18 protein-coding genes are annotated in these 18,084 nt (G+C 63.8%); 10 read left to right on the forward strand and 8 right to left on the reverse strand.

The window, feature by feature from the left end; translation table 11 throughout:
- Positions 1–43 precede the first annotated feature (43 nt).
- The 4 genes from MKI88_RS02535 to MKI88_RS02550 all read left to right on the forward strand — a co-directional run bounded on the left by MKI88_RS02535 (position 44) and on the right by MKI88_RS02550 (position 3,514).
- Positions 44–472: a TIGR01244 family sulfur transferase gene (locus MKI88_RS02535; RefSeq protein ID WP_241629284.1), complete on the forward strand. Its 429-nt coding sequence runs from the start codon at positions 44–46 to the stop codon at positions 470–472.
- A complete protein-coding gene (locus tag MKI88_RS02540; protein WP_241629287.1) occupies positions 469–885 on the forward strand; it encodes a hypothetical protein in 417 nt (138 codons plus the stop codon). Before MKI88_RS02535 ends, MKI88_RS02540 begins: the two co-directional genes overlap by 4 nt.
- Complete coding sequence (locus MKI88_RS02545; RefSeq protein ID WP_241629289.1) at positions 878–1,783, forward strand: sterol desaturase family protein; 906 nt, start codon at positions 878–880, stop codon at positions 1,781–1,783. The genes MKI88_RS02540 and MKI88_RS02545 overlap by 8 nt, the downstream gene beginning before the upstream one ends.
- A gap of 105 nt (positions 1,784–1,888) precedes the next feature.
- Positions 1,889–3,514, forward strand: a complete 1,626-nt coding sequence (locus MKI88_RS02550; RefSeq protein WP_241629292.1) for a GMC family oxidoreductase — start codon at positions 1,889–1,891, stop codon at positions 3,512–3,514.
- Between the two features lie 120 nt (positions 3,515–3,634).
- Here the strand turns inward: MKI88_RS02550 and MKI88_RS02555 are convergent, their stop codons facing one another.
- From MKI88_RS02555 to MKI88_RS02585, 7 genes are all read right to left on the reverse strand, one after another.
- A complete protein-coding gene (locus MKI88_RS02555; protein ID WP_241629294.1) occupies positions 3,635–6,040 on the reverse strand; it encodes a TonB-dependent receptor in 2,406 nt (801 codons plus the stop codon).
- A gap of 202 nt (positions 6,041–6,242) precedes the next feature.
- On the reverse strand, positions 6,243–7,718 hold the full coding sequence (locus tag MKI88_RS02560) for an ammonium transporter (RefSeq protein ID WP_241629296.1): 1,476 nt from the start codon (positions 7,716–7,718) through the stop codon (positions 6,243–6,245).
- A 16-nt stretch (positions 7,719–7,734) separates the two neighbouring features.
- Positions 7,735–8,073 (reverse strand): P-II family nitrogen regulator, encoded by a 339-nt coding sequence (locus MKI88_RS02565; protein ID WP_241629298.1) that lies wholly within the window; start codon positions 8,071–8,073, stop codon positions 7,735–7,737.
- Between the two features lie 154 nt (positions 8,074–8,227).
- Positions 8,228–8,431 carry a DUF2007 domain-containing protein gene (locus MKI88_RS02570; protein WP_241629300.1) on the reverse strand — a complete coding sequence of 68 codons (204 nt, stop codon included), beginning with the start codon at positions 8,429–8,431 and terminating at the stop codon, positions 8,228–8,230.
- Positions 8,432–8,513: 82 nt separating this feature from the next.
- Entirely contained in the window at positions 8,514–9,938 is a 1,425-nt protein-coding gene (gene tldD, locus MKI88_RS02575) for a metalloprotease TldD (protein ID WP_241629302.1), read from the reverse strand.
- Between the two features lie 42 nt (positions 9,939–9,980).
- The gene (locus MKI88_RS02580; RefSeq protein ID WP_241629304.1) at positions 9,981–10,190 is read right to left on the reverse strand and encodes a zinc-finger domain-containing protein; all 210 of its coding nucleotides are present in this window, start codon (positions 10,188–10,190) and stop codon (positions 9,981–9,983) included.
- A gap of 48 nt (positions 10,191–10,238) precedes the next feature.
- Positions 10,239–10,724 carry a DUF4402 domain-containing protein gene (locus MKI88_RS02585; RefSeq protein WP_241629307.1) on the reverse strand — a complete coding sequence of 162 codons (486 nt, stop codon included), beginning with the start codon at positions 10,722–10,724 and terminating at the stop codon, positions 10,239–10,241.
- 294 nt (positions 10,725–11,018) lie between these two features.
- Between MKI88_RS02585 and MKI88_RS02590 the strand changes: the two genes are divergently transcribed.
- From MKI88_RS02590 to MKI88_RS02610, 5 genes are all read left to right on the forward strand, one after another.
- Positions 11,019–11,945, forward strand: a complete 927-nt coding sequence (locus MKI88_RS02590; RefSeq protein ID WP_241629308.1) for an ABC transporter ATP-binding protein — start codon at positions 11,019–11,021, stop codon at positions 11,943–11,945.
- A complete protein-coding gene (nadB, locus tag MKI88_RS02595) occupies positions 11,938–13,527 on the forward strand; it encodes an L-aspartate oxidase (protein ID WP_241629310.1) in 1,590 nt (529 codons plus the stop codon). Before MKI88_RS02590 ends, nadB begins: the two co-directional genes overlap by 8 nt.
- 80 nt (positions 13,528–13,607) lie before the next feature.
- Entirely contained in the window at positions 13,608–14,648 is a 1,041-nt protein-coding gene (locus MKI88_RS02600; RefSeq protein WP_241629312.1) for a right-handed parallel beta-helix repeat-containing protein, read from the forward strand.
- A gap of 68 nt (positions 14,649–14,716) precedes the next feature.
- Positions 14,717–14,995 (forward strand): hypothetical protein, encoded by a 279-nt coding sequence (locus MKI88_RS02605; RefSeq protein ID WP_241629314.1) that lies wholly within the window; start codon positions 14,717–14,719, stop codon positions 14,993–14,995.
- Positions 14,996–15,236: 241 nt separating this feature from the next.
- Entirely contained in the window at positions 15,237–16,478 is a 1,242-nt protein-coding gene (locus MKI88_RS02610; RefSeq protein ID WP_241629316.1) for a TCR/Tet family MFS transporter, read from the forward strand.
- A gap of 4 nt (positions 16,479–16,482) precedes the next feature.
- Here the strand turns inward: MKI88_RS02610 and MKI88_RS02615 are convergent, their stop codons facing one another.
- The gene (locus MKI88_RS02615; RefSeq protein ID WP_241629318.1) at positions 16,483–17,226 is read right to left on the reverse strand and encodes an SDR family oxidoreductase; all 744 of its coding nucleotides are present in this window, start codon (positions 17,224–17,226) and stop codon (positions 16,483–16,485) included.
- Positions 17,227–17,668: 442 nt separating this feature from the next.
- On the opposite strand from MKI88_RS02615, the gene MKI88_RS02620 reads away from it, so the two are divergent.
- Entirely contained in the window at positions 17,669–18,079 is a 411-nt protein-coding gene (locus MKI88_RS02620) for a UrcA family protein (protein ID WP_241629320.1), read from the forward strand.
- Positions 18,080–18,084: the final 5 nt, after the last annotated feature.

The following is an 18,084-nucleotide window of genomic DNA, read 5'->3' on the forward strand; positions in this document are numbered from 1 at the left end:
GACAGTGGCGTCTATAGGGCGAACGGCATAATTGGAGTTCATCATGTTCCGGCGGATTGACGACAGCTTTTCGGTGGCCCCGCAGATCACGCCCGATCAGGTCGCGGCGGCGAAGGCGGACGGGGTGACGATGATCATCAACAACCGCCCCGACGACGAAGAGGCGGGCCAGACCAACGGCGCCGAAATCGCAGCCGCCGCCGAAGCCGCGGGTATCGGCTATCGTGCGATTCCCGTCACCCATGCGGGCTTTTCGGCGAATCAGCTCGACGAGATGAATGCTGCGCTCGACGCCGCGGGCGGGCAGGTGCTCGCCTATTGCCGTTCGGGCACGCGCTCGACCTATCTCTGGGCATTGGCGCGTGCGCAGCGCGGTGACGCGCCCGATATGCTCGCCGAAAAGGCTGCGGCTGCGGGCTATGACCTGTTGTCGATCCGGCCGATGCTAGACGCGCTCAGCGGAGGCCGATGAACTGGCTTTTGCTGGCGGGATCGCTGGCCGGGGTATTGGGGCTCGCGTTCGTTGCGCGGCTGCTCGGGCTGGGTGAGGAAGCGCGGATCGTCAATCCGGAACACGCCCTCGCGGTGGCGGACGAAGTCGACAGCGGCTTCGAGCCCGTCGCCGTGGTCGTTGATCGCGCCGGCTATGCCGCGCTGCTGCGTGATCGCGAGGGGCGATTGCTGCTCATACGCGCCCATGGGGCGCATTTCGTCGGGCGGCGGCTGACACCGTCGGTGGAAGCGCGGCTTGATCGCAACCAATTGACGCTGATCCCCGATGATCCGATGTTCGGTTCTGTGACGCTCAATCTGGGTTCGCAAGCGGCGGAGTGGGCCAGCCGCATGCGCGATCTGGTCAATGTGGGAACGATGACCGATGCCTGATCTGCCCGATCCGGTGAACCTTGCGGTTCCCGCGTTCATTGCGCTGGTGCTTGTCGAGATGCTCGCCGCACGCATCCGCGGACGGCATCGCTACGATCCCAAGGATACGCTGACCTCGCTCTCGCTGGGGCTAGGCAGTACGATCGCGGGCGTGCTCAGCGCGGGCGCAGTGATTGGCATGGCCTGGTGGTTCTGGAACCATCGGTTGTTCGACATCCCCTATGTCTGGTGGGCATGGGGCCTGTGCTTCGTGCTCGACGACCTGGCCTATTACGCTTTTCATCGCTCGGCGCACCGCGTCCGCTGGTTCTGGGCGAGCCATGTCATCCATCATTCGAGCCAGCATTATAATCTTTCAACCGCGCTGCGGCAGACCTGGACAGGCTTCCTCAGCCTTGCCTTCATCTTTCGCCTGCCGTTGTTTCTGATCGGCTTTCCGCCGGCGATGGTGCTGTTCTGCGGCGGCATCAACCTGATCTACCAGTTCTGGATCCATACCGAAATGATCGGACGGATGCCGCGCTGGTTCGAGGCGGTGATGAACACGCCCTCGCATCACCGCGTCCATCACGCGACCAACCCGCGCTATCTCGACAAGAATTACGCGGGAGTCTTCATCATCTGGGATCGCATGTTCGGCTCCTTCGTCCGCGAACGCGACGACGATCGTCCGCGCTATGGCATCGTCCGGAATCTGGGCAGCTACAACCTGCTCTGGGCGGCGTTCCACGAATGGGTAGGCATCGCGAAGGACGTATGGAAGGCGCCGGGGCTCGGCAACAAGCTGCGCTACATGATCGCGCCGCCGGGCTGGAGCCACGACGGATCGCGCGATTCGAGCGAGACGATCCGCGCGCGCTGGATGGCGCGGCAAACCGTTCCCGAACCCGCCGAGTAATCAGGCCGTCATTTCCAGCACGTCGGCCAGCAGCGCTTGCCAAGTCCTCGTATGACGTTAACGTAAACGTCCAATGCCGGGTACATGGCGCGAGCGGAGGGGCTGATGGACGAAGTCGATATCGTGGTGATTGGCGGCGGTTCGGGTGGCAGCGCGGTCGCGGGACGGCTTGCCGAGGGCGGCCGCTTTTCGGTCGCGCTGCTGGAGGCGGGCGGCACCAACGACAACTGGCGGGTCAAGGCGCCGGGCATGATGCCCTTTCTGCCCGACGCTTCGAACTGGCGTTTCGAAACCGTGCCCCAGCTCGGCCTCAACGGTCGCGCGGGCTATCAGCCGCGCGGGCGGGGGCTTGGCGGGTCGAGCGCCATCAACGCGATGATCTATATCCGCGGCAATGCCTGGGACTATGACAATTGGGCGGCGTTGGGTTGCGATGGCTGGTCCTGGGCCGATGTGCTCCCCGTGTTCCGGGCATGCGAGGATAACGAGCGCGGCGCAGACGCATGGCACGGCGCTGGCGGACCGCTTTCGGTCAGCGACCAGCACAGCCCCAATCCGGGAAGCCTCGCCTTCGTCGAGTCCGCTGCAAGCCTGCAATTGCCGCGTACCTCAGACTTCAACGGCGCGCAGTTCGAGGGTGTCGGCATCTATCAGGTGACGCAGCGCGGCGGCGAACGCTGGAGTGCGGCACGCGCCTTTGTCGAGCCCAATCGCGCGCGGATCGACGTACGCACGAATGCGCTTGTGGAACGCGTACTGATTGAGAACGGTCGGGCGACGGGCGTCGTCTATCGTCAGGGCGGGGCGACGCGAACGGTGCGGGCACGCGGCGCGGTGGTTCTGGCGGGCGGCGCCTTCGGATCGCCCCAGACGCTGATGCTGTCGGGAATCGGTCCTGCGGGACATCTGCGCGACCTGGGCATCGATGTCGTGCTCGACCGGCCTGCAGTGGGCGCCGACCTGCAGGACCATATCGATTATGTCGCGGGCTATGAGACCGCCGGGGCGCCGTTCATGGGCCAGTCGCTAGCGGGCATGCTCGGCGCTCTCAAGGGCATGGTGCAATGGTTCCGGCATCGTTCGGGGCCCTTCACCACGCCCTATGCCGAGGCCGGCGGCTTTGCGAAGACGCGTCCCGACCTGCCCATCCCCGACATACAGTTCCATTTCGTGCCTGCGTTGCTTGAGGATCATGGGCGCACCAAGGTGAAGGGGCACGGCTTTTCCTGCCATGTCTGCGTGCTCAGGCCCGAGAGCCGCGGAAACGTGCGGCTCGCCACGCCCGATGCCGCAGCAGCGCCCGCGATCGACCCGGGCTTCCTGACCGACGATCGCGACGTGCAGACGCTGCTCGCGGGCGTGAAGCTGATGCGCCGCATCCTCGAAGCGCCGCCGCTGTCGGACTATGCAGGACGCGACCGATACATGGCAGGGGTGAGCGACGATGCGGCGATGATCGAGATCATCCGCAGCCGCGCCGATACCGTCTATCACCCGGTCGGCACATGCAGAATGGGTGCGGATGAAGCGTCCGTCGTGGACACGAGTCTCCGCGTACGCGGCGTGGATGGCCTTTATATCGCCGATGCGTCGATCATGCCGCGGCTGGTCAGCGGCAATACCAATGCGCCATCGATCATGATCGGGGCTCGCTGCGCCGATTTCGTGAGCGCCGATCTGGAGCCTGATCGTTTGAGGTGGAAGCGCGACGCGCTTCCGCCGAAAGCGTGAATCAGGCTCTATTTCAACAGGCGAGACCTTGATCGTTTCAAGCTGATTCAGCCTGAAAGTCTGGCGGCATGAAATAGGGCCGGCGCCTTTCAGCGCCGGCCCTCCTCCCCCAGAGTGTGTTCAGAAGCCCTTGCGGACGGTGAGCCCGATCGTGCGGGGCTGGCCCACCTGGAAGCCCAGGCGCGCGCGGCCGCCGCGCTCGCGGTCGAACGACAGCAGCGCGCTCTCGTCGAGCAGGTTGTTGACATAGAGCGTGATCCCGAGCTCGTTGTCGAACTCGAGGCCCGCGCTCAGATTGATGAGCTGGTAGTCGGGCAGCTTGAGGTCGAGCGTTGTTGCCGCAGTTGCGGGCATGCCCGCAAATGCAAGATTGTGGACGAAGGTGCGCGGGTTGTTCTCCTGATCGCCCGGCTGCGTGAAACGGCTGCCGACATGCTGGAACGACGCCGAGACGAAGGCCTCGTTGCCGTCATTGTCGATCGGGAAGCTGTAGGTCGCCGCGGCCGCCATCTGGAATTTGGGCACGGTCGGCAGGCGGTTGCCCTCGCGGATGCCGGTGTTTGTGGCAAATGGTTCGGGCAGCGAGGAATCGAATTCGGCTTCCACCCAGCTTCCGGAAAGCGACAGGTCCAACCCGGTGATCGGGGTCGCCGAGAGTTCGGCTTCGAGCCCCATGGTGTGCGCCTTGGGCACGTTGAACACGATGCGCGAGGAGCAGGACCCCGCATCAACCGTTACCTGAAGGTTCTTGATGTCGGTGTAGAAGCCTGCCGCGTTGAAGGTGAGGATGCCGGTTTGCGCTTTCACGCCCGCTTCGTAGTTCCACAAGGTTTCGTCGTCATAATCCTGGAAACCGCCGAAGATATCGCGGTCTGCGGGCGTACAAAGCGGTACGTTGAGCGGATCGTTGACGCCGCCGAGGCGGAAGCCCTTCGATACCTGTGCGTTGAGCGTGACATCGTCCGATGCCTCGTAGCTCAACAGAAAACGCGGCGTGATGCCGGTCGACGAGGTCTTGTCGCGACGGTTGTCCTGCCCGGAGAAGACGCCGCCCGAAATGAAGCGCCGTTCTTCATTGTATGTATAGTAACGGGCACCGGCGGTGGCCGTGAGAGCGCCGAACTCGTAGCTGGCCTCGCCGAAGATCGCCAGCTGTTGGAGGGTGTAGGGCAGGTTGGCGTTGTACGGTGAATCGGCGCCAAAGCCGTTGGCCGCGGCGGCAGAGTCGCCGGGGTTGTTGGCGGCGTCGTAGAACGCGTCATAGCCGGGCGTTGGCAGCCGCTGCAGATAGTCGCGATTGGCGTCGGTGTAGAAGCCGCCGATCAGCCACTGGAAGGGGCCCGTACCGTTGGAGGCAAGGCGCAATTCCTGCGAAATCTGCTCGAGACCCGTCGTGTCGAGAAGATTTGACGGAAGCAGGACCGCCGCATTGGGCAGGCCGAAGTCGATCGTGATGCTGCCCGTGAGCGCGCTCGCGTCGCGGCTGACGACAATGTCGCGATTGATGTAGCTTGTGATCGAGGTGATATCGACCGGCCCCGCGCTGACGTTCATCGTCAGGTCGGCAAGCAGGAATTCGTCTTCGAACTCTTCCTTGAGCAGCAGATATTGCTGCCGCTTGTCGAAGATCACCTGGGGGCGCGTCGTCGTGAACTGGTTGGCGTAGAGGTTGTAGACCTCCTGACGGTTGAAGCCGTCGGTCGCGATCTTCTGATATACGATGCGGGGTACGATCGTGAAATCGTCGCTCGGCTGGATCAGGAAGGAAAGCCGCCCACCCGCGCGCCAGCCGTCATTGACGTTCTGCACCTCGCTGTCGCCTTCGCGCAGCGCGTCGATGAAGCCCGCATATTGGGTGTAATAGCCCACGGCGCGGACCGCGAAGCCGTCGACGATGGGCAGGTTGATGGCGCCCTTGATATGGCCGCCGAAATCGTCCTCATCGACCATGTTCACATTGGCTTCGACCTTGCCTTCGACCACGTCCAGCTTGGGCTGGTTCGTGATATAGCGCAGCGTACCGCCCACCGAGCCCGAGCCGAACAGCGTGCCCTGCGGGCCGCGCAGCGTCTCGACGCGGTTGAGGTCGAACAGATCGACGTCGGGGGTGAACAGCGAGAGCGAGATGACCGATTCATCGAGATAGATGCCCACCTGCTCCTTCACGCCGGGCTGGTCGCGCACGATCTGGCCCGCCGAGACGCCGCGTACCGACACCTGGCTCTGGCCGGGACCGAGATTCTGGATGGTGAGGCCCGCGACGTTGCGCGACAGATCCTCGATCGTGCTGGCATTGGCGCGTTCGATATCGGCTTCGGTCTGCGCGTTGATCGAAAAGGGAACATCCTGGATCGTCGAGGCGCGTTTGGTGGCGGTGACGATGATATCGCTGCCCTGATCGGCGGCTTGGGGCTGGGGATCCTGCGCTGCTGCCGGCGTGGCCGCGACGGCCAGCGCAATTGCACAACTTCCTGCAAAAAGAAGATATTTTGCAAAAGTATCGGCCTGCGATGCAGACATAGTCATCCTCCCTGTGCTTATTTTGTTGTCTTGTAATAAAATTATGCCGGCGCGGTCACAAGTTGGCCGCACCGATTTTGGCCGGGCGTTGCATTTGTGCACCAAATAAAAAAGGGCCGGTGTGTCGCCACACCGGCCCAGTCAGTTCGCAGGAGGAACTCCTTGAGGAAGGCGGCCCGGGGAATAAGTGGGCCGCCCTCCAAACTTGTCAGTAGTTGTAGGCGCGTTCGTTGTGCGACGAGAGGTCGAGCCCTTCGCGCTCGGCTTCTTCGCTCGGGCGCAGACCCAGCGTCTTGTCGACGATGAAGTAGAGGATCGCGGAGCCCACGCCGGACCAGACGAGCGTCAGCGCCACTGCCTTGATCTGCGTGATGACCTGTGCGCCCATGTCATAGGTGCCGACGACTGCGGGCATTACGGTATAGTCGAAGAAGCCCTGGCCGCCGAGTGCCGGGTCGGCGACGATGCCAGTGCCGATAGCGCCGATGATGCCGCCGATGCAGTGAATGCCGAACACGTCGAGCGTATCGTCATAGCCAAGCTTGTTCTTCACGGTCGACACGAAGAAGAAGCAGATCGGCGAAACGATCAGGCCGAGCAGGATCGAGGTCATCGGTGCGGCGAAGCCCGAGGCCGGAGTGATCGCGACAAGGCCGGCAACCGCACCTGACACTGCGCCGAGCAGCGAGGGGCGGCCATGCTTGATTTGCTCGACGATGGCCCAGCTCACCGCAGCGGCGGCCGTGGCGACGAAGGTGTTGATGAAGGCGACCGCGGTCACGCCATTGGCTTCGAGATTGGAGCCGGCGTTGAAGCCGAACCAGCCCACCCACAGCAGCGAGGCGCCGATCATGGTCATGGTGAGCGAGTGCGGCGGTGTTGCTTCCTTGCCGAAGCCGATGCGCTTGCCGATCATGAGGCAGCCGACAAGACCAGCGATGCCTGCATTGATGTGGACGACGGTGCCGCCGGCGAAGTCGAGTGCGCCCCAGCCCCAGAGCAGGCCGGTGTCGGTCGGTGCGTCCTTCAGGAAGTCCGGACCCGCCCAGTACCAGACCATATGCGCGATCGGGAAGTAGACGACGGTCAGCCAGAGCACCGTGAAGATCATCAGCGAGGAGAATTTCACGCGTTCGGCAAAGGCGCCGACGATGAGCGCTGGCGTGATGCACGCAAACGTCATCTGGAACACGACGAACGCATATTCGGGTATGTAGACGCCGTTGGAGAAGGTGGCGGCAAGGGTCGTGCCGTCAACACCCTGAAGGAAGAGCTTGCTCAGGCCGCCGATGAAGCTGTTGCCGCTGGTGAAAGCGAGGCTGTAGCCCCAGCTGACCCAGACGAGCGCGGCGATCGAAACGATCATGAAAACCTGCATCAGCACCGAGAGCATGTTCTTGGTGCGGACGAGGCCGCCATAGAAGAGCGCGAGGCCCGGGATCGACATCATCAGCACGAGTACCGAGGAAACCAGCATCCAGGCGGTGTCGCCCTTGTTGACCATCTCCGCGGTCGGCACGAAGGCAGCGGCTGCGGCCGGTGCGGCCTCGGTGGCCGCTGCCGCGGCATTGCCCGCGGCTTCTGCTACATTGGCCACCGCGGTGTTCGCCCAGGCGGGCAATGCGGCGAGGAACGACGCGCCGATCGCGCCCGCACCCGCCACTATCTTTCTGGAAGTCGTCATCTTTCCCCCTTTGTGATTAGAGCGCGGTCTCGTCGGTCTCGCCGGTGCGGATGCGCACCGCCTGCCCGACATCGAGCACGAAGATCTTGCCGTCGCCGATCGCGCCGGTGTTGGCGGATGCCTGTACGGCTTCGACGACGCGATCGGCCAAGTCGGAGGTGCAGACCACCTCGATCTTGATCTTGGGAACCATGTTGGTGCTGTATTCAGCGCCGCGATAGATTTCGGTCTGGCCCTTCTGGCGGCCAAAACCCTTTACCTCGGTGACGGTCATGCCCGCCACACCAAGCTCGGAAAGTGCTTCGCGCACCTCGTCGAGCTTGAAGGGTTTAATGATGGCTATGACGAGTTTCATTCGGCCCCCTTCTGAATGTGTCCGGAATATTACTCCGCAAGGGGTGTGCCAGATTCGAAAATTGCCCGAAATCAGCCGTGACGCACAAATAGTGCGCGCAAGCGTGGCGGGAACGGTTCTATTTATTGTGCAGTTGCGAAGTGATGCCTAAAAATCAGGCAATATCTTGGAGCAGCAGCCGACCGCGCTCCGCATCGTCCTCATCGACCATCAGCCGCGCCGGGGTCATCATGCCCAGACCCAGGCTCGCCATCCCGCCATCGAACAGATAGGCGGGGATTCCCGCGGACTTGAGCTGGAGCAAGGCGAGATCTGCGGCGATGCCGTCCGGAAATTCGGCGATGGTGATCAGGGCCATCGGTCGCTCATTCTCGCATCGTGCGCGAAATGATTGACCGACATCGGGCCAACCTGCGGCCAAGTCCCGTAGCCGTTGCGCGTCACGCCGCGGTGCCGCCGACCGTCAGGCCGTCGACGAGCAGGCTCGGCTGTCCCACGCCCGCGGGGACCGATTGGCCGCCCTTGCCGCACATGCCAATGCCCTCGTCGAGCGCGAAGTCGTTGCCGATGCCCGTCACCCTGGTGAGCACGGTCGGTCCGTCGCCGATCAGCGTCGCGCCCTTGATCGGCCCGCCCAATCGGCCGTTCTCGATCAGATAGGCCTCGGTGCACGAGAAGACGAACTTGCCCGAAACGATGTCGACCTGCCCGCCGCCGAAGCTCTTGGCGAAGATGCCTTTCTTCACGCGGCCCAGCAGCTCGGCGGGATCGTCATTGCCCCCCTTCATGAAGGTATTGGTCATGCGCGGCATGGGCGCGTGCGCATAGGACTGGCGTCGGCCATTGCCTGTGGGTTCGACCCCCATCAGCCGCGCATTGAGCCGATCCTGCATATAGCCCTTCAGGATGCCGTCCTCGATCAGCACGGTCTCGGCGGTGGGCGTGCCTTCGTCATCGATCGAGAGCGAGCCGCGCCGCCCGCCGATCGAGCCGTCGTCGACCACCGTCACGCCCGGCGCCCCGACGCGCTCGCCGATCCGCCCCGAAAAGGCGCTGGTGCCCTTGCGGTTGAAATCGCCCTCGAGCCCGTGGCCAATCGCCTCGTGAAGCAGGATGCCCGGCCAGCCGGGGCCGAGCAGCACCGTCATCTCGCCCGCGGGAGCTGCGACCGACTCCAGGTTGACCAGCGCCTGCGCCAGCGCCTCGTCGATCGCGCGGTTCCAGACAGTTTCATCAAACATGCGGTCGTAGAGCTCGCGCCCGCCAATGCCGAAACTGCCCGTTTCGCGCCGGCCATTCTGCTCGGCGACGATCGAGACATTGAGGCGGACGAGCGGGCGGATATCGGTGGCGGTGAAGCCGTCGGCACGGACGATCTCGACCACGTTCCAAGACCCCGAAAGGCCGACCGATACCTGCGCGACGCGCGGATCGCGCGCGCGCGCCGCCGCGTCGATCATCTGGCACAGCGCGACCTTTTTCGCGAAAGGGACAAGGCTCAGCGGATCGGCATCGGTGTAGAGGTGGCGATTGGTGCGCTGTGGCGGCGTTGCTGGCTGCCCCTTCGCGGGGTCGAGCAGCGTCATTGTTTCCGCGGCGCGGCGAATGGCCGACTCGCTCAGTTCGTTGGCGTGCGCGAAGGCCGTCGTCTCGCCGCTCACGCCGCGCAGACCGAATCCCGATTCGCTCGAATAATCGGCGGTCTTCAGCCGGCCGTCGTCAAAGCCGAAGCTCTCCGAGGCGCTGTATTGAAGATAGAGCTCACCATCGTCGCAGCCCTTGAGCGCGTCGGCAGTGAGCGAGCGGGCGGCGTCGGGATCGAGGCCGTCGGGGCGGTACAGGAAGCTGCGGGGATCGGTCTGCATGCGACCGATATAGGCATGTCCCGAGCAAAGTCGAAGGGGCGATCAGACCGGGCTGGAACCTTCTTGCGTGTCGGCGGGGCCGCCGATCAGCACAAAACGCTTGTCGCAATAGCCACAGTCGACGAAGCCCTTCTCGTCGATCTCGAGGAAGACGCGCGGGTGGCCGAGCGAGGCGCCCCCGGGGATTTCACTGGCGCCGTCGCAGGCGACGCGGGCGGTGCTGACGCGGATGGTTTCGGGCGGTGCGATCATGACGGCGCGCATAGCAAGGCCCGTTTGGCCATGCAACGGCGTGCGCGATCAGAAGTAGTTGACGGTCAGCGTGAACTGCCCTGCATAGCTGCCCGCGGCCTGGTTGGCACCGACATTCAGCTGTCCGCCGACATGGAATGTGTGAGGCCCCGTGCCCGGAAACAGGCGCCATCCGGTGCCGCCATCGACCTCGAGGGCAGTCGACATCGTGCCACCACCCGCACGCACCAGCGTCGGTGACGCACTGATCTGGACGTTGAGCGCGATGCCAAGCTGCGATGCGCCGAGGAAGGTCGCCCGTGACGGGGCGCCGCCGCTGGCTATCGCGCCGCCGGTGGTGGTTCTCGCGCCCGTGGCGGGGTTGATCCGCACCGTACCTGGCGTCGGGCCTGCAGAGATGATTCCGAAATCCAGATCTTCGGTTTTGATTAAGGTGAGCGGTCGGACCATCGTCGCGCTCGCGTCGCCCGGTGTCTGCGCCGCAAAGGCGAGCCCCGGAATGCCGGCAAGCGTCAGCAGCAATGTCGTGCGCAACGCCAGGCCAAGCGCATTTTCGAGCGGGCTCGGGCATTGGGCGGAACGGCATGAGAGCAGGGAAACGGCATAGGCCGAATCCCTGCTGGTCCCCGGATGCGTCCCCCCACAGGCTGCCTCCGGTCGCCGCGACAGGCCCCCCGCCCGTCGCCACATTCGATGAAATGATCTGGTCCCCACATGCCATCCACTAGGCGCGATTGGTTAAAACTCTCCCAATCGCGCGGGTTAATTTGCGTTGAAATGCGTTGGCCGTCTTTGCGCGCGCACCGCAAGCCGTTATGCGCTTGGGAAATGAGCGACGCAGCAATCGAGATCGTCGGGCTTGAGAAAGTCTATGCAGGTGGCAAGCGCGCGCTGGCAGGCGTCAGTTTCGACGTGCCGCGCGGGCAGATTTTCGGGCTGCTCGGCCCCAATGGCGCGGGCAAGTCGACGCTGATCAACATCCTGGCAGGGCTGGTCAACAAGACCGCGGGCAGCGCGTCGATCTGGGGCTTCGACATTGATCGCCATCCGCGCAATGCCAAGGCGTCGATCGGCATCGTCAACCAGGAGATCGTCTTCGACCCCTTCTTCACCCCCTTCGAGACGCTCGAGATCCAGGCGGGGCTGTTCGGCATTCCCAGGGGCAAGCGGCGCTCGATGGAATTGCTGCGCGCGATGCATCTCGAAGACAAGGCAAGCGCCTATTCGCGGACGCTGTCGGGCGGCATGAAGCGGCGGCTCATGGTGGCAAAGGCGATGGTTCACGCCCCCCCCGTGCTCGTCCTCGACGAGCCCACCGCGGGCGTCGATATCGAGCTTCGCCAGCAGCTCTGGGCCTATGTGCGCGGACTGAACGAGCGTGGCGTGACCGTGGTGCTCACCACCCATTATCTCGAGGAAGCCGAGGAACTGTGCGATCGCATCGCGATCATCAACCACGGCAAGCTCATCGCCAATGAACCCACGCGCGCGCTCGTCGGCATGGCGCAGGAAAAGGCGGTGGAGGTCACGGTCGACCGCGACGTGCCGACGCTGCCGTCCAACCCCTGTTTCCAGAAGATCGAGCTGAAGGGCAGCCGCACGCTCGCCATTACCTATTCCAAGGACAAGGTGAATGCCGGGCAGGTTCTCGATGCCGTGCAGGCACAGGGTTACGGCATTATCGACGTCGTCACGCGCGAGGCCGATCTGGAGGACGTCTTCCTCAACCTGACGCGGGCGAGCGCCAATGGCTGAGCACACATATGACGTCATCGTCATCGGTTCGGGCGCCGCCGGGCTGACCGCGGCGATCAACCTGGCCGAGCATTGCCGCGTGGCGGTAATCGCCAAGGGCGCGCTGTCCGACGGATCGACCGCCTGGGCACAGGGCGGCATCGCGGCTGTGCTCGAGCCAGGCGACACTTTCGATAGCCATATCGAGGATACGATGGTCGCGGGCGCGGGGCTCAATAACCGCGCGACGGTCGAGTTCGTCGTCGAGAATGCGCCCGCCGCGATCGAGCGACTCGCCGCACTTGGCGTGCCCTTCAATCCTGGCGGCGAGGACGAACGCTGGCACCTTACGCGCGAGGGCGGGCACAGCCACAGGCGGATCGTCCATGTCGACGATGCGACGGGCTGGGCGGTGCAGCAGGCACTTGAAGCCGCGGCCAAGGCCAATCCCAATATCACACTGATTCCCGACATGGTCGTGATCGACCTCGTTACCGGGCGTCATGGCGAGCGTTATTCGGGCGAGGGACATGTCTGGGGCGTCTATGCCTGCAATCGTCGCACCGGACGCGTCGAACTGTTCACCGGCCGCGCCACCATCCTGGCGACGGGAGGGGCGGGGCGCACCTATCTTTATTCGACCGCACCGCGCGGCGCCACGGGCGACGGAATCGCGATGGCCTGGCGCGCGGGTTGCCGCATCTCCAACATGGAGTTCATGCAGTTCCACCCGACCTGCCTCTACAATCTGGAGGTCAAGAATTTCCTGATCACCGAGGCGGTGCGCGGCGAGGGCGGGCATCTGTTGATACCGGAGACGGGCCACCGCTTCATGCCCGATTTTGACAGTCGTGCCGAACTCGCGCCGCGCGACGTCGTTGCGCGCGCGATCGACCATGAGATCAAGCGGCTGGGGCTCGACTATGTCCATCTCGACATCAGTCACAGGCCCGAGGAGTTCGTGAAGGAGCATTTCCCGAACATCTACGAAAAGCTGCTCGGCCTCGGCATCGACATGACGAAGGAGCCTATCCCCGTCGTTCCCGCGCAGCACTATACCTGTGGCGGCGTGGTCGTGGATCTCGACGGACGCACCGACCTGCCCGGGCTTTATGCCGCCGGCGAGGTAACGCAATCGGGACTGCACGGCGCCAATCGCCTTGCGTCCAACTCGCTGCTCGAATGCTTCGTTTTCGGTGAGGCGGCCGCGCGCCACATTATCGCCAACTGGGAGGATCTCCCCGAGCCGCCGCCGATCCGGCCCTGGGACGAGAGCCGCGTCACCGATTCCGACGAGGAGGTCATCGTCGCCCACAACTGGCGCGAGATCCGCCGTTTCATGTGGGACTATGTCGGGATTGTGCGCACGACCAAGCGGCTCGAGCGCGCGGCGCACCGCGTGCAACTGCTCCGCCAGGAGGTCGAGGACTATTACGGCAATTTCCGCGTGGCGCCCGACCTGATCGAGCTCCGCAACCTGATCGAGGTCGCCAACCTCATCGTCCGCTCGGCGTTGCACCGCAAGGAAAGCCGCGGGCTGCACTATACGCTCGACTATCCGACAACCTTGCCGCAGGCGATCGATACCATTCTGGTACCTTAAATTTCGCCTCGCCGATTTTGCGGCGCAACAATTGGCTCCCGGTGGCGTTCAGCTACGTCGTCACTCGGGGAGCCCAAGCCATGTCCAGCCTCATCACCCGCCGGCAGCTTGTCGCAGCAGGCCTTGTCATGCCCATGGCTGCGCGTGCCGCGCCGACGCGGCGGATCATCGAGGGACAGCGTTTCACGGGGACGCGTCCGCTCGTGAATGACGGCTGGCTCGACGGCGGCACCGCGCTTCTGGCCGAATCCTACACCACCATCCGTAATTGCACCTTCGACAATTACGGTAACGGTGCGATCCGTGCGGCACAGGGCGGCGTCGACGGGCTGGTGGTCGAGGATTGCAGCGGCAGCAATTTATTCCGATTCTTCGAGAATTCGACCTGGGACAGTTCGCCCGCGACGGTTCTCAGCAATTTCGTCTTCCGCCGCATCACTGCGCAGAAGATCGATCGCGGCATGATCCAGCTCAAATATGGCTCCAATAAGGGACTGATCGAGGATTGCATCGCGCTCGCCGCGGACGACGCGGTCACCTATTCGGTCGGCTTCGCGCTCGTTGGCGAGGCCAGCGACATCCAGTACCGCCGCTGCGAGTCGCATCGCTTCTTCGAGGTCGGCCGCAAGGCGAGCCAATATTGGAATGGCGACGGCTTTTCGGACGAGCGCGGCAATGCGCGCATCCGCTATCATGGCTGTGTCGCGACGCAGAATGCCGATGGCGGTTTCGATACCAAATCGGAAGGCGTCTACCTCGCCGAATGCAAGGCGCGCGGCAACAAGCGCAACTATCGGCTCTGGAACACCGGGCGGCTCGAACATTGCCAGAGCGAGACCCCTGTATCGCGCGGCGGCATCGGCGGCACCGCCCATTTTTCGTTCCATGGCGGCGCCGGCTCGCACTATGTCATCAGCCGGCCTTATGTCCGTGCGACTGCGACGAATGCGTCGCCGGTCTTTCTGTTCGAGACCACCGAGCCCGTCGTCGTCGATATCTATGATGCCGACATCAAGGCGCTCGGCGCCCCCCTGATCGTCGTCAATGGCCCTGAGCCTGTCATCAACTGGTATCCCGCGCGTGCCAGCCAGAAGATTTTCGTCAAGACCGAGCGCGGATAGGACGACCTTCTCGGAACATTTCGCGGGGACGGCTGGTTGGTCCTCAGCCTACGAATGGAGGACGCGTCATGGTATCGAGAAAACTTGCTCTTCTGGCGGCAGTTCCGCTGGTGATTTCCAGTTTCCCCGCGATTGCCCAGAGCAACGCCGCGCAAAGACTGAGCGTGACCAACCACCCCTCGGTAGCGAAGAACGTCCGCTCTGGCGCTGCCCTTGATCGCAAGAGTTCGGTCGCGGGCGGCGACGCCATGCTCTATGTGATCGGAGCTGTTGTGGCCGGTGCCTTTATCTGGGGTGCAATCGAACTGATCGGCGGGGACGACGACAACGAGCCCGCCAGCCCCTGACCAATTGACCGAAGCCGCGGCTCAACCGTCGCGACAGGCGACCGGATCGGCCGTCTACGTTTCGGTCGGGCACAGTGGCCGGAGCGATGTTGCCGCGCCGCACGACTGATCGTCGTCCCCGGGGTCGAACCAGTGACGAACTGGTATTCGCGTCGTAACCGCATGCGGTGGCGGCTGACGAGGCGCTGGCCCGGTGGAGCGCCAGGCGCTAGGACATCCGATCCAGTATCGGAGTGTCCGCATGATCGCCATCACAACCAGGCATCGCAACGCCGCGATCGCCTTCATCATGGTGACCGCGGTTCTCGACATCATGTCGATGGGGATCGTCATCCCCGTGCTCCCCTCGCTGATCGAGGAATTTTCGGGTTCCAATGCCAGCGCCGGCGTCTGGAACGGCGTGTTCGTCGCGCTCTGGGCAGCGATGCAGTTCGTCTGTTCCCCGATCATCGGGTCGCTTTCGGATCAATATGGCAGGCGTCCCGTCATTCTGCTCTCGACTGCGGGGCTTGCCGCCGATTTCGTGCTGATGGCGCTGGCTCCCGGCCTGTGGTGGCTGGCGCTCGGCCGCGCAATCGGGGGAATGACCTCGTCCAGCTTTACCACGGTCTTTGCCTATATGGCCGACATTACCGAGCCCGAGAAACGCGCGCGCGCCTATGGCCTCATCGGTGCGGCCTTTTCAGGGGGCTTCGTCGCCGGCCCCTTTATTGGTGGGCTCCTTGGCGAAATTTCGCCGCGTCTGCCATTCTGGGCCGCGGCCGGGCTCTGCGGGCTCGCCTTTCTCTACGGCCTGTTCGTGCTGCCGGAATCGCTGAAGCCTGAAAACCGGATGCCGTTCTCGTGGCGGCGCGCCAATCCCTTCGGTGCGCTCCGGCTGCTGCGTTCGCATCCCGAACTGTCGGGGCTCACCGTCGTCAATTTCCTGCTCTATTTTGCGCACCACGTCTTTTCGGCGGTATTCGTGCTTTATGCCGCCTATCGCTACGGCTGGAGCCCGTTGGAGGTCGGCGTGCTGCTCGCCTTTGTCGGCGTGCTCGACATGATCGTTCAGGGCGTCGTCGTCGGTCCGGTGGTCAAGCAGCTAGGCGATCGTCGCACCATGGCGCTGGGCCTGTTCGGCGGCGCAATCGGCATTGCGTGCATGGGGCTTGCGCCGACGGGGCTGCTCTTCACGCTCGCGATGCTGCCCAATGCGTTGTGGGGACTCGCCATGCCGACGATCCAGTCGCTGATGACGCAGCGTGTCTCCGAATCCGAACAGGGCCAGCTCCAGGGCGCCAATAACAGCGTCGCCAGTATCGCGGGTGTCGCGTCGCCGCTGTTTTTCGGGGTCGTCTATTCGATGTCCGTGGGCGATACGCCGGTGCTTCCGCATGTCGGCAGCGCCTTCCTGATCGCGGCGCTCGTGCTGCTTCTGGCTGCAATTATCGGCCGCTTCGTCGCGCTCCGCGCCGAAGCTGCGGAGACCGCAGCCGTCTGAGTCCTCAGAAATGCGACAGATAGCCGCCGTCGACTGCGAGCGTCTGGCCAGTCACGTAGCTCGCTGCTTCAGAGGCGAAGAACAGCACCGCACCCGCGATTTCGCGCGGTTCGCCCCAGCGTCCGAGCGAGGTGCGTCGCGCCAGCCATTCGGCGGTTCCGGGATCGGCCACCATCTCTGCATTGGCCTCGGTGGCGAAATAGCCCGGTGCGACTGCGTTGACCGTGATCCCGCACGGCCCCAGCTCGGCCGCAAGTGCGCGCGTCAGCGCGTCGAGCCCGCCCTTGGCCGCTGTATAGGCGGCGTCGCCCGCGCGCGCGATGGGGCCCGCGATCGAGGTGATGTTGATGATACGTCCGCCGGGACGCATCATCGGAGCGGCGCGTCGGCACAGCTCGAAGGGCGCGACGAGATCTGCATCGAGCAAGCGCCGGATCGCAGGGGGATCGAGTGCGTCGAGCGGCCGGCGATCGCGCGCGCCCGCATTGTTCACCAGAATATCCAGCCGGCCATGCGTCGTGCCGATCATCTGGAACGCCGCGGCGATGGCATCGTCGTCGACCAGGTCAAAGGCAAATGCTTCCGCCGATGCGCCTCGGGCGCGGAGTGCTTCCGCAGCGGTCTCGATTCGCGCCCGCTCGCGGCCATGCACGATGACATGCGCGCCCGCATCACCGAGCGCCTCCGCAATGGCGCGGCCAAGGCCCTGTGCCGAACCCGTGACGAAGGCTATCTTACCGGAAAACATGGCAACGTCTCTGCGACGCGCCGGGCGATCTGGCAACCGCTTCAATGTCTCGATGTGAGTCGGATGTTCCGTTTCAGGTCAGAAACGGATAACTTTATTCAAATAAATATTCATAAATTACAATAGATAAATAAGATATGTAAGATATTGTCGTTTCTGTCCTAGACAGAGCAACGTTCATTTGCCATTACGCGCGCACTAACCCGTTCGCCTGAGCGTTCGTTCTGGGTCACGACGCGCGGCGTTGGTCGGGTGGGAGCTTCGCCAGCCGTTCAGTGCACCAGAACTCCCGGCCGAGATGCAAGCAAGATGCGGGCGTGCCAGATCACTCCTAAACAAAAGGCTCGCCCGCGGCTTCCGGCGGCGATCACTGTTTGAAAGCCGCCGTTCACGGAGTGCGCCGCGCAGATATCGGCGCCTCAGGGAAAAGCAGGACGATCAGATGCAGACCTCAATTCTTCGCACGTGCGGCGCCACCGCGCTCGTGGCCTCGACACTATTCATCGCTTCGCCCCTGTTCGCGGGACAGGCGGACGCACCAATTGTTTCCACCGCAAAATCGATCCCGGGAGACGGCATCAGGTCCGTGGCCGTCAGCTACGCCGATCTCAACCTGCGCTCGGACGGTGGCGTGGAACGGCTCAACGGTCGCGTGCACCGCGCGGCGCAATTCGTCTGTGATCTTGGCACGCGGGTCGAAGCCGTCGAGCAACGTCAGGATGGGCGCAATTGCTACAAGGGCGCAATGGGCCGGGCCAGCCGCGACATTGCGGTGATCGTGGCCGAGGCGCGCAGCACAGACCAGCTTGCCAGCCGTGGCAGCGGGCGCGCGATCCGGATCAGCAGTCGGTAACCGCA

It is taken from the genome of Sphingomonas sp. LaA6.9 (genome assembly GCF_022601895.1).
Taxonomy (GTDB): domain Bacteria; phylum Pseudomonadota; class Alphaproteobacteria; order Sphingomonadales; family Sphingomonadaceae; genus Sphingobium_A.